Genomic DNA, 11,993 nt, shown 5'->3' with positions numbered 1-11,993 from the left:
TCTGCGGGGACCCCCCGTGGCGTCCACCCTGTGAACTTCCCCAGGGCCGGAAGGCAGCAAGGATAAGCGGGCTCTGGCGGGTACGGGGGGAACCCGCTTTTTTTATGCGGTTAGAACAGCCCCAGCACGTCGTCCGGCGGCGTCGGCGAGGGCAGCGATTCCGCGTCGAAGACCGGTGCGGCCTTCCCTCGCAGCTGCCGCAGCTCAGCCCCGTGCACCACTCGCGCCGGATACGGCGAGGACGCCGCGCGCCGGGTCAGCTCCGCGGTCGGCAGGTCGAGCCGGGAGGCGGCCAGCACGAGATTCCCGAATCGGCGGCCGCGCAGCACGCTGGGCTCGGCCAGCAGGACGACGTGCGGAAACACCTCCGCCAGCGTCGCGAGGAACCGGCGGGCGAACGGCAGCCCAGGGCCGTCGGAGATGTTCGCCAGCATCGTCGCGCCCGGCCGCAGCACGCGGGCCACATCCGTCACGAACTCCACGGTCGCCAAGCCGCCGGCCAGCGTCGCGCGTTCGAAGGCGTCGATCACGATCAAGTCCGCTGTCGCGTCGTGCCTGCTGCGCACGCCCGCGCGGCCGTCCTCGATCCGTACCCGCAGCTTCGGGACGCTGCGCAGGTCGAGCTGTTCACGGACCAGGTCGATCAGCGGCTCGTCGGCGTCGAAGACCAGCTGGCGCGAACCCGGTCGCGTCGCGGCGACATAACGCGGCAGAGAGCAGCCCGCGCCGCCGACGTGCAGTGCTTCGAGCGGGCCGGGCGGAAGGAAGTCGACCAGATCGCCGAGCCGGCGCACGTAGTCGAACTCCAGGTTCGTCGGGTCGTCCAGATCGACGTAGGACTGCGCCACCCCGTCCACCGAAAGCATCCACGCGTTGGGCCGATCGGCGTCGCGCAGCAGCTCGGCGGTCCCGAACCGCACCGGGTACGTGCCCGGTCGCGGGCCGCTCGGCGCACGGCCGCGACCGGAACGGGAGGGGCTCACCGTGCTCACTGTAGTCTCGGGCTCGTGGCTCTCGCGCTGTACCGGAAGTACCGTCCGGCGACCTTCGCCGAGGTCGTCGGCCAGGAGCATGTGACCGAACCGCTGCGCACGGCACTGGCCGCCGGGCGCATCAACCACGCGTACCTGTTCTCCGGGCCGCGCGGCTGCGGCAAGACGTCGAGTGCGCGGATCATGGCGCGCTCGCTCAACTGCGCCAAAGGCCCGACCCCGGATCCGTGCGGCGAGTGCAACTCGTGCCGCGCGCTCGCGCCGGAAGGCCCTGGCAGCGTCGACGTCACCGAACTCGACGCGGCCAGCCACGGCGGTGTGGACGACGCCCGCGAACTGCGGGACAAGGCGTTCTACGCGCCCGCCGAATCGCGCTATCGCGTGTTCATCATCGACGAGGCGCACATGGTCACCACGCAGGGCTTCAACGCCCTGCTGAAGATCGTCGAAGAACCGCCTGAGCACCTGATCTTCATCTTCGCCACCACCGAGCCGGACAAGGTGCTCACCACCATCCGCTCGCGCACGCACCACTACCCGTTCCGGCTGATCCCGCCGAGTTCGATGCGAGAGTTGCTGGAGCGCAACGTCGCCGCCGAGGGCGCGACGGTCGAACCGGCGGTGTACCCGCTGGTGATCCGGGCAGGCGGCGGTTCGGCTCGCGATACGCAGTCGGTGCTGGACCAGCTGCTCGCCGGGGCCGGTCCGGAAGGCGTCACGTACCCGCGGGCGGTGTCGCTGCTCGGCGTCACGGACACCGCGCTGATCGACGCGGTGATCGACGGGCTCGCGAACGACAACCCGGCGGAAGTGTTCGGCACCGTCGAGAAACTGGCCGACGCCGGACACGACCCGCGCCGGTTCGCCACCGACCTGCTCGACCGGTTGCGCGACCTGCTGCTGATGCGCGCGGTCCCGGAAGCGGGCGAACGCGGCCTGGTCGCCGCGCCGGACGACGAGCTGAAGCGGATGACCGAGCAGGCCGAGAAGCTCGGCCCGGCCACGCTGTCCCGCTACGCCGACATCGTCCACAGTGGACTTCTCGAGATGCGCGGCGCGACGTCGCCGCGGCTCGTGCTCGAACTGCTCTGCGCGCGCATGCTGCTGCCGTCGGTTACCGAGGCGGAGAAAGCCTTGCTGGCGCGGATCGAGCGGCTCGAGCGGCGGCCCGCCGGCGCGCCCGCTGCGGCTGGTCCCGCCGTCGCGCCCGGTCCTCCTCCCGCTCCGGCCGCCGGGCCTGCTCCGGTTGCCGCCGCTGCTCCCGCGGACGCTCCGGCGCGGTCGTTCCAGCGGCCTTCGCAGCGTCCGGCGCAGGAAGCTCCCGCCGCACCGGCCCGTCCGGCCGCGGAGGAACCGGCGCGTCCGGCCCGGCCGGAGGTCAGCCGTCCGGCACCCGCGGAACCGCCTGCCCCCGCGCAACAGCCTGCCCCTGTTTCGGAAGCGCCCGCTGCTGCGCCGGTAGCGGAGGAAGCCCCGGTCGCGGGCGGAATCGACGCGGCCAAGGTGCGCGAGAAATGGCCGCAACTGCTGGCGTCGCTGCGGAAGTTCACCGGCGGCCGCGCGCTCGAAGCCATGCTCACGCAGGCGACGGTCGCCGAGGTCGACGGTTCGGCGGTCACGCTGACGCACAAGTCCGAACCGCTCGCCCGGCGGCTGAGCGACCAGGGCAACGCGAGCAAGATCGCGGCCGGGCTGAGCGAGGTGCTCGGCGGCGAATGGCAGGTCCGCTGCGTGCACGGCGCGGCCGCGGCCGCCGCCCCGGCGAGGCAGGCTCCCCGGCAGCAACCGGCGGCACCGGCTCCGGAACGGTCGTTCACGCGTCCGTCCGCGGCGGCCCAGGCCCCGGCGGCCGCCGCTCCGCCGGCCCCGCCGAAGCCCGCGGCGGAAGCGCCGAGCCGACCGCGCGTCACCACGAGCGAACCGGACATCCCGCTCCCGCCCGAGCCCACGGACGAGGACGACGACATCTACTCCGAGGACTCCAGCCCGGTCCCGCCGCCTCCGCCGCCGCCCGCGGAGGAGGACCCGGAGCAGATCGCGCGGAAACTGCTCTCGGACCACCTCGGCGCGCGTCCGCTCGACTAGCCGCCTCGTGAGTGGCGGTGCCGCGGCAGCAGGCCCGTCGCAAGCTCCGGCCCGCCGTCCGCTGGTGTCACGACACCAGGCGGACCATGTGCGGATGCTGCGCTGGCGGCGCTTGCACGGTCACCGTCCGGGTAGCGGCGTCCCAGCTCCAGGCTCCGCTGCGCCGACCGTCCACATACACCGCCGACGGTGCCGCAGCGTTGGTGAACCGGACGGTCCAAGCGCGTTGCGAGGCACCGATGGTCAGCGTTGCCGAGTGCGCATTTTCGGTGTAGCGCAACGCAGTCGCCGACCGTTCTTCCTGGAGAGTGAACGCGCCGCTGTGGCCGCCAGCCACCGTGACGGTCGCGGCGGCAAGCGGATCGTGCGCGTCGCCAGCGACGTTTCCGCTACGGGTGACCATGATTCCGCCCGAGCGCACGAACACCGGCATCGTGTCCCAGCCCGTGGTGATCTGCGCGGTGGTGCCGCCGCGGTAGGTCTTGCCGGTGAAGTAGTCCGTCCAGTCGTTGCCCGGCGGGAACCAGACGCTCGTGGTCGCCGTGGCACCCGGGCTGGTCGCCGGAGCCACGAGGACGTCCGGGCCGTACAGGTATTCGCCGCCAGCCTGGGCGTACGCCTCCTGCTGGTCCGGATATTGCAGGTACAGCGGCCGGACGATCGGCATTCCCGTCGCGGTCGCCTGCTGCGCGAGCGTGTACGTGTACGGCACGAGATTTTCGCGCAGGTTAAGGAATTTCGTCGCTGACGTGTCCGCGGCGGCTCCGTACTGCCAGGGCAGCCGGTCGCTGTGGTTGGAGTGCAGCCGGTCGATCGGCTGGAACGTCCCGAGTTGCACCCAGCGCGCGTACAGATCGTCCGGCAGTTTCGTGCTGCCTGGTTCCGTGCCCGGCTGCTGCAATCCGCCGGTGTGGCCGCCGATGTCGTGGCTCACTGAAGCCAGGCCGGTCGCGGCGGATTCGCCGGGAGTGTAGCCGACCTCGAAGGCCAGCGTCGCCCAGTCGGAAATGGTGTCGCCGGTGAAGTGCAGAGTGGTGCGTTTGTCCGCCCACGGGCCGGTCGGCACGGCGGTCGGCGAGCTGTATCCGCCGGCTTGCAGCGAGCCGTACGCGCGGGAGAAAGCGAAGCCGCCGTGCTCTGCGTACTGCTGGTTGATCCACGCATCCGGGGTGACGCCGGCGAGGCTGGATTTCGAGGCGTCGCAACACCAGTCAAGCCACCAGACGTCGTTGCCCTGCTGTTCCATCGGCCGGTGCAGGTCGAAGTAGGCCCGCAGCTGGTCGGGGTCGCCGAAATCGAAGACGTAGCAGTCTTTTCCGCAGCTGGACTGGAGTTTGCCCTTCGCGGTCGCCTGTGCGGCCTGGAACTGCGGGTCGTCGCCGCGGATGCTCGGGTGGATGTTCAGCGACGTGTGCAGGCCCTGGTCGTGGGCCCACTGGAAGAACGCCTTCGGGTCGGGGAAGCGGCTCGGGTCGATTTCCCAGCCGTTCCACCGGTCCGGCGACTTGAAGTCGGTGTCGACGACGAGCATGTCGAGCGGCACGTGCTGTGCGCGGAACTTCGGCACGATCGTCTGCTCGAAGTCGGCAGCTGTGCGGTCGTAGTACTCGGAGTACCAGACGCCGTAAGCCCAGCGGGGCAGCAAGAGCGACGGTCCGGTCAGCTGCGACAGCTCCCGCAGCGCTTGGTCGTAGTTCTGGCCGTAAGCGAAGACGTAGCCGTCCTGGTAGTTCTCGCTGCTGGACCGCTGGGTGACGCTCTTGGTGCGAGGGTCGTACAGCGCCGATGCGGTGTCGTCGAGGAGCGACCAGCCGTCCTGGTAAAGGATTCCGGGTGCGGAGACTGCACTTCCGTCGACACCGTCGAGTCCGCGTCGGTAACCGCCGAGCGGTGCGTGCGGGGCGAGCAACACCGAATGCGCGGCCGTGACGGCGACGGTGTCGAGGTTGACGTGGCAGTTCGAGTCCGGACAGGACAGTGTGACGGTGTTGGTGCCGGCCTTGAGGTTGACCGGGATTGCCTTGGTGCGCCACGAATTCCAGCTGCTGGTCGACGCAAGAGTCAGGTTGGTGGAGGTGCCGCCGGCTTGGAGGGTCAACGAAGTTGGCTGGGTTTGGCCGGAAGCGGCGGTCGCGTCCGCGTAGCGGAGCTGGAGGTCGTAGGCACCGTCGGCGGGGACGCCGGTGATCGTCAGCGCGTCCGACGCGCCGGGTCGCTCCATACCTGCCAGGAAAGCTTTGCCGGAGTGACCGTCGTGGTCGCTGGCCGGGCGCGCGCCGCCGGACAGCGCGCCTTGCTCGGCCTCGCAAAGGACACCGAACGCGCACGGCGTCGGCGCGGGCGGCACGGGTTGCGGGTACTCGGCACCGGTGTTGACCAGGGCAAGGCTGTCGATGTTGACGTTGCCCGAGTCGGTGGGGCCGCGCTTGACGGTCACCTGGTGCTCTCCCGCGGGGAGCGTGATCGGCACGGTCGCGAGCGCCCAGGTGTCCCAGTCAGCGGTGGCTGGCAGCGTGATGGTGCGTGCGTTGGTGCCGTCCACGAGGACGCTGAGCGTGCGGGTCGTGTGCTGCCCGTCGCCGCCGGTTCCGTTGGCGTAGCGCAGATCCAGCTGGTGCTCACCGGAAGCGGTGCTGCGGAAGGCGAGGTTGTCGCCGGAGTTGGCGAAGCCCGCCGCGAAACCGTCACCGGTGTAGCCGCGGTGGTCACTGGCCGCGCCTGGCCCATTGAGCTGCAGTTGTTCGGCCTCGCAGAGGGTGTTGAACGCGCAGACCGGAGTCAGCTTGCCCGCCCATGGCCGTGCGGTGACGTCCTGGCCGCCGGTTCGCAGCTGGACGGTGAGGTTGTCGTCGGAAAACGCGCCCGAGCCGAGCTTGTAGCGCAACTGGACGGCACTGGTCCGGATGGTCAGCCATCCGTCGCGTTTGGTTGCGGTGTAGGGGGTTCTTGGGAAACTGTCGCGGCCGACCGCGTTGAACGTGCCCGCGTCGACGAACTTGGCGTCACCCGCGTATTCGGTGCGGATGAGCGTCGGCGACAGGACTTCGAACCGCGCTGGCCCGGCGGTCACCGATTGCGGAGCGGCCTCGGCGACTCCCGTCGACACGAGCGTGCCCGCCATGGCTGTCACGGCGAAAAGCCGTGCCAGTCGTCCTCGGAGTGAAGTTGCCACCGGCGCCTCCTCGACAGGTTCCCAGCGACGGTAGGTCGGGACCGATCAAGAGAGAAGACGGTGTCCGGTGTTCTGTCCGTTCAGTAGCCCTTTCGGCTCCCTGCGTCAGGCACCGGCCAGGTACGCCTCGATCGCCTTCGCGATGGCCTGCGCGTAGTGCGCCCGGCCCGAGGCGGACGACATCTGCCCAGCCTCGTCGGCGTTGCGCATGTTGCCGCACTCGACGAGCACCGCGGGCCGGGTCGACAAGTTGAGGCCGCCCAGATCATTCCGCGGCGAAAGACCCGCCGAGCCGATGTAAGTAGAGGTGGCGAAGCCGTCGTCGCGGATTCCGTCGCGCATCGTGCGTGCCAGCTTCAGAGACGGTTCGCCCTGCGCCGCGTTCAACGGCGGTGCGGAGTACGCGACGTGGAAGCCGTGCGCGGTCGGCGAAGTAGAGCCGTCGGCGTGGATCGAGACCACTGCGTCAGCGTTCGCGTCGTTGCCGATCTTCGCGCGCTCGTCGACGCACGGGCCGACGCCGGAGTCGTTCTGCCGGGTGTAGACGACCTTGATTCCCTTGGCCGCCAACGCATTCCCGACCTCCTGCGCGACCGCGAAGGTGAAGGCGTGCTCCGGGTACCCGGCGTTGGTCGACGTGCCGGTGGTGTTGCACGGCTTCGTCTGCCCGCGTCCGGCGGGCACCTTCCGGTTGATCTCGCCGGGGTGCGAGGCGTTGCCGCCGTTGTGGCCGGGATCGAGCACCACGACCTTGCCCGAGCCGACCGGTGGCACCGCGGACGTCGAGGGCGGACTCGAAGACGAGGACGGCGCCGGCGGCGGGCTCGAAGACGACGGGCTCGGGGCCGCTGAGCTCGGCGGCGACGTCGGCGCAGCGGCCGGTGAGGGAGGCGTCTCGCCGCCGCCGGAACACGCTGTGAGCAGCAGCAAGCCGGTCAGCAGCGGGAGTGTCTTCGCTCGCACGCGACAACGGTGCCACAGCACACGCGTGCCGCAGGGACGGACGCGCCGGGCGCGCGGCTAGGCTGGGGAGGAACACCCAAACGCGGAAGGACCGAGTGCGATCATGGTGCAACCCGGCGGCGGCGGCTTCGACCTGTCGCAGATCATGCAGCAGGCCCAGCAGATGCAGCAGAAGCTGGTGGAGGCCCAGGAGGAACTCGCCAACACCGAGGTCACCGGCACCGCGGGCGGCGGACTGGTCACCGCGACGGTGTCCGGCGACAGCCAGCTGAAGAGCCTCGTCATCGACCCGAAGGTGGTCGACCCCGACGACGTCGAAACCCTGGCCGACCTGGTAGTCGCCGCGGTGCGCGACGCGTCGGCGAGCGCGCAGAAGCTCACCGAGCAGAAACTGGGCCCGCTGGCCGGCGGCCTCGGCGGCGGCATGCCGGACCTCGGCAGCCTCGGCTTCGGCGGCTGACACTTGTACGAAGGTGTCGTCCAAGACCTGATCGACGAACTGGGCCGCTTGCCCGGCGTCGGTCCGAAGAGTGCCCAGCGCATCGCGTTCCACCTGCTGGCCGCCGACCCCGCGGACATCGCGCGGCTGCAGGACGTGCTGGGCAAGGTCAAGGAAGGCGTGCAGTTCTGCGAGATCTGCGGCAACGTCTCGGAACAGCAAACGTGCCGGATCTGCCGCGACGAACGCCGCGACCTCACGGTGATCTGCGTGGTCGAGGAGCCGAAGGACGTGCTGGCGGTCGAGCGGACCCGCGAGTTCAAGGGCCGCTACCACGTCCTCGGCGGCGCACTGGACCCGCTGTCCGGCATCGGCCCGGAACAGTTGCGGATGCGGGAACTGCTGAAGCGCATCGGCGAGGCGGACGTCCGGGAGATCATCATCGCGACAGACCCGAACACCGAGGGCGAGGCGACGGCCACGTACCTGGTGCGCATGCTGCGCGACTTCCCGGGGCTGTCGGTGACACGGCTGGCGTCGGGGTTGCCGATGGGCGGGGACCTGGAGTTCGCGGACGAGCTGACCTTGGGACGTGCGTTGTCCGGGCGGCGCGCGCTCTGAGGGCGGTTGCGGCATCCGGCTGCGTCGCATCGGGTGACAGGTCATTGACCTGTTGATCACCATCCCTTTACTGTCTGGTTTGTCTACGCGCGCCACTCAGGGGGGAAGCCCGCGATGAAGCTCAGAGCTGTGTTCAGACGCACGACAACACATTTGAGGAACGCGACGATCGTCGCGTTCCTTTTTTGTGTTCTGGCTGGATTGCTGACCACTCCTGCGGTTGCCGAGCCGGCGACGGCCGACGAAGGAGACCCGACTCCGGTTCTCACTGACCGGAACAAGGTCGTCGAAGCCTGGCGTAACGGCGGTCCTGGGGTGCGAGAGGCGGCCGAGGCCGCGCTCACCGGCACCGATGCCGCGGTCCGGCAGTTCCTCGACCAAGGTTTCGCCGACTACCGCGTGCAGGATGACCGGGTACAGGTGGCCCAGTTGCTGGCCACCGCGGGCCCGGCGGTGAAGACAGCGGCGCAGGCGGCCTTGTCCGGACCGCCGGAGAAGATGCGGGAATTCCTTTCCACCGGGGTGCAAGCACCGTGGGAGCAGGACACTCGCGTGCGCGTCGCGGAGGCGCTCGCTGTCGGTGGCCCCGGGGTGAAGGAAGCCGCGCAGGCCGCGTTGAGCGGTACTGTCGCGGACCTCGCCCGGTTTGTGTTGACCGGCCGGGACATCGCGCAGGAGCAGGACGAGCGAGTCGAGGTCGCGCACCTGCTTGCGACGGGCGGGCCGGCGGTCAAGCACGCGGCTCAAATCGCGCTGTCCGGTACGCGGGAAGAGAAGAAAGACTTCCTGGAGACGGGCCAGTTCGCCGCTCGCGAACGGGACAACGAGGTCGCGACCGTAGCCAGCCTCGCCGCGGCGGCGAAGGAAGCGGGCGATCGCGCCGCGATGGAAACGAAGCTGGCGAAGGAAGCCTCGGATCGCGCTGTCCAGGCTGCCGAACTAGCACGTAAGGCCGCCGAGACCGCGGCCGCGGAAACCGAGGCGGCGAAAGACGACTCCGCGAAAGCCGCTTCCGCGGCCGGCCGAGCGGCCGATGCAGCGACGCGAGCCGCGGCGGCGGCCCGGGAAGCGATCGGAGCGGCCAATGAAGCGACGAGGGCTGCCCGGGTAGCCGCCGCGGCAGCGCAACGAGCAGCTGTCGCAGCGGTTCTCGCCGGACAAGCGGCTGGTACCGCGCAGCGTGCGGCGGCCGATGCGCGGATCGACGCGGGCCACGCGGACGACGCCCGCAAAGCGGCTATCGGGGCCCGGCAGGCAGCGGTCAGCGCTCGGCTAGCCGCCGACGCCGCGCGGGCAGTCGGCGACGCGGCGCGAGCCGCCGGTGCCGCAGTGTCGGCAGCGAGTTCCGCCGCGTCGAACGCGCAAAAGGCAGGCGACGCGGCAGCGGCTGCCGCCGGCCAGTCCGCCGCGGCCGGTGTGCAGGCTGAGCGCGCGAAACGAGCTGCCGCCGACGCGAAGCGCGCGGCGGGCCGTGCGACTCGTGCGGCCAATGCGGCTGGTGCCTTGGCCGCCGAGGCCGCCTCTGCCGCGCAGGAAGCACAGGCCTCCGCGAACAGCGCTGCCCAGCATGCCGACGCCGCGGCGTCGGCAGCTGACGAAGCGGCCTTGCACGCGGGCGAAGCCGACAAGGCGGCAACCGAATCCGAAGCCCACGCCAAGGCCGCGAAGCTGGCCGCGGACGCGGCGTCCGCGGCAGCCGCACAGGCGAGCCGGACGCAGGAAAAGGCACGGCAGGCGGAAGCCGAGCGGCTGGCGACGGAAACCGAGGAAGCGGTCGAACTCGCGCAGGCGCTGCGTGCCGCGGCCGAAGCAGTTCCGGCGGAAACCCCTTGGGACATCCCGGAAATCGACCGGATGGATGCCGAGGCCAAACGACTGCTGGCCGAAGCGTCCGCACCCGGTGCGCCGCATGAGACCGTAGTCGCGGACGGCCGGAAGATCGCCGTCAAGCAGCTCACCGCCGCGGGGCCGATCACCCGGTCGCGCGCTGAATCAGTGCTCGGCGGCACTGACGACGACGTCGTCGCCTATGTGGCCGGTGGCCTCACCGCCGCGGCCGAGCAGGACGACCGAGCCCGTGTCGGGTACCTGACCAAGAACGAGAACACCGCACTGGCACAGGCCGCGACAGCTGCGTTGAACGGAACCGGTGCCCAGGTAACGGAATTTCTGCGCTACCAGCCTTACGAAGGCCGGGAACACGACGAGCGCGTCGCTATCGCGCAACTGCTCACGACCGGTGGTTCGGCCACGCGCGAAGCCGCGCAGGCCGCGCTCAACGGGACCGCGGCTGACCGACGCGATTTCCTTCGTACTGGCCAGTTCGCCGCTGCGGTAAAGGACGACCGCATCGCCGTCGCGCAGGCGCTGGCGAACGGCAGCCCTGAGGTCAAGGCGGCGGCGCAGATCGCGCTGTCCGGCCCGGACGAGGCATTGCGCGAGTTCATGCAGGTCGGCCAGGCGCAGGCACAGCGCCGTGATCAGGACACCGCGACGCACGTTTCGGTGGTCCAGCGGTATGTGTCCGAGGCTGCGGCTTCTGCCGCATCGGCACAGGAAGCCGCCGCGAAGGCCGGAGAGGCCGCAGCCAACGCACGGAAGGCATCCGACGCGGCAGCCGGATACGCCGCAGCCGCGCGCAAGTCAGCTGATGACGCGAAGACGTACGCGGCGCAGGCCAAGAAGTCGGCGGAGGACGCGCAGGCTTCAGCGGAGCGGGCCGCGCAGTCGGCTAAACAGGCACGCGACGCGGCTGCGACAGCGCAGCAAGCCGCAGCCAGCGCGGCGGCGTCCGCGGCCAAAGCCGCGCATTCCGCTGCCGTGGCGCGGGCCATGGCAGCACGTGCCGCTGACGCGGCGGCAAAGGCTCGGCAAGCGGCCGCGGACGCCGGAAAGAGCGCCCGGGAAGCAGCGGACGCGGCCGCCGAGGCTGCTGAGGCGTTTCTGCGTACGCACAACAACGAGCAGGCGAACGGCGAACCCCAGAGGTACCGTGCCGCGCAGTTCGAGAACGGCGTGATGGTCCTGTTCACCGACGGGACCTGCCTGGTCAACGGGTACGTCCTGCCGTTCAAGGACTACGGCCTCTCCGCGTGCGAAGCAGTCGGCCGCAACTTCGACCGGTGGCTCACCGAACACGCCGACGAGTACGGAAACGCTTCGGCCGCGGGTGGCGACCTGGCCGACCTGCTGCTTCGCGAGTACTGCGACAAGGGCGGGGAGTGCAGCGCCGCACTGCGCGAGCAGTTGAAGTCCCTCGAGGGCTACCTGATGATCCCGCAGGAAATGGGCATCGGGAAGCCATTCTCGAAGATGCTGCAGCGGATGCTCAAGCTCAAGGCGGCCGGGGAGGTCGCGAACAAGCTCAAGCTTCTTCCCGGAAGATCCGCGGGCATCCTGACCAACTGGACGAGCAAGACGATCAATATCGGCGGGGACAGCGCGCTGCTGACGAGGGAACGGATGGCGCACATCCTCGAACGGCACCACCCGAAGTACTGGGACGGCAGTTTCGCGAAGGACCAATCGTTCTTCGACGCACGGACGACGATCCAGGACATCGAGGACGCCCTTCGCCAGGTGATCAACCAGAACCAGGCCAAGATCATCCAGAACGGCGGCACCATGGCGAATACGGAAATCGAGGGGATCGTCAACGGCGTGACCTACAAGGGTGCGGTCCGCGGCGGCCGGGTCGTCCAGTTCTTCCCGAAGTAGGATC

Annotated in this window: 7 protein-coding genes and 1 other RNA gene; 5 read left to right on the top strand and 3 right to left on the bottom strand. The window is 70.0% G+C overall.

Features of this window, described 5'->3' with window-relative positions:
* Positions 1 to 2 precede the first annotated feature (2 nt).
* Positions 3 to 102, top strand: an RNA gene (gene ffs, locus L3Q65_RS33820) — signal recognition particle sRNA small type.
* 8 nt (positions 103 to 110) lie between these two features.
* Here ffs and L3Q65_RS33815 read toward each other — a convergent pair.
* Positions 111 to 920 carry a spermidine synthase gene (locus L3Q65_RS33815; protein ID WP_237600977.1) on the bottom strand — a complete coding sequence of 270 codons (810 nt, stop codon included), beginning with the start codon at positions 918 to 920 and terminating at the stop codon, positions 111 to 113.
* A gap of 87 nt (positions 921 to 1,007) precedes the next feature.
* Here L3Q65_RS33815 and L3Q65_RS33810 point away from each other — a divergent pair, with 87 nt between their 5' ends.
* Positions 1,008 to 3,077, top strand: a complete 2,070-nt coding sequence (locus L3Q65_RS33810; protein WP_237597538.1) for a DNA polymerase III subunit gamma and tau — start codon at positions 1,008 to 1,010, stop codon at positions 3,075 to 3,077.
* A gap of 67 nt (positions 3,078 to 3,144) precedes the next feature.
* Here the strand turns inward: L3Q65_RS33810 and L3Q65_RS33805 are convergent, their stop codons facing one another.
* Positions 3,145 to 6,249 carry a TIM-barrel domain-containing protein gene (locus tag L3Q65_RS33805; RefSeq protein WP_237597537.1) on the bottom strand — a complete coding sequence of 1,035 codons (3,105 nt, stop codon included), beginning with the start codon at positions 6,247 to 6,249 and terminating at the stop codon, positions 3,145 to 3,147.
* A gap of 105 nt (positions 6,250 to 6,354) precedes the next feature.
* Positions 6,355 to 7,212 (bottom strand): N-acetylmuramoyl-L-alanine amidase, encoded by an 858-nt coding sequence (locus tag L3Q65_RS33800; RefSeq protein WP_237597536.1) that lies wholly within the window; start codon positions 7,210 to 7,212, stop codon positions 6,355 to 6,357.
* Positions 7,213 to 7,315: 103 nt separating this feature from the next.
* Between L3Q65_RS33800 and L3Q65_RS33795 the strand changes: the two genes are divergently transcribed.
* The 3 genes from L3Q65_RS33795 (at position 7,316) to L3Q65_RS33785 (ending at position 11,989) form a co-directional block, all read left to right on the top strand.
* On the top strand, positions 7,316 to 7,672 hold the full coding sequence (locus L3Q65_RS33795) for a YbaB/EbfC family nucleoid-associated protein (RefSeq protein ID WP_067577153.1): 357 nt from the start codon (positions 7,316 to 7,318) through the stop codon (positions 7,670 to 7,672).
* Positions 7,673 to 7,675: 3 nt separating this feature from the next.
* Positions 7,676 to 8,272, top strand: coding sequence for a recombination mediator RecR (recR, locus tag L3Q65_RS33790; protein ID WP_182892661.1), 597 nt, complete (start codon positions 7,676 to 7,678; stop codon positions 8,270 to 8,272).
* 201 nt (positions 8,273 to 8,473) lie between these two features.
* On the top strand, positions 8,474 to 11,989 hold the full coding sequence (locus tag L3Q65_RS33785) for a chemotaxis protein (RefSeq protein ID WP_237597535.1): 3,516 nt from the start codon (positions 8,474 to 8,476) through the stop codon (positions 11,987 to 11,989).
* The last annotated feature ends 4 nt before the right edge of the window (positions 11,990 to 11,993 follow it).

Source organism: Amycolatopsis sp. FU40 (genome assembly GCF_021903635.1).
Taxonomy (GTDB): Bacteria; Actinomycetota; Actinomycetes; order Mycobacteriales; family Pseudonocardiaceae; genus Amycolatopsis; species Amycolatopsis dendrobii.
Note: the sequence above shows the minus strand (reverse complement) of the source record. Positions and strands in the feature narration are given on the sequence as shown.

What these genes read in the sequence shown, in the direction of transcription:
- L3Q65_RS33795 (WP_067577153.1), top strand. Translation starts at nt 7,316, where the DNA reads ATGGTGCAACCCGGCGGCGGCGGCTTCGACCTGTCGCAGATCATGCAG.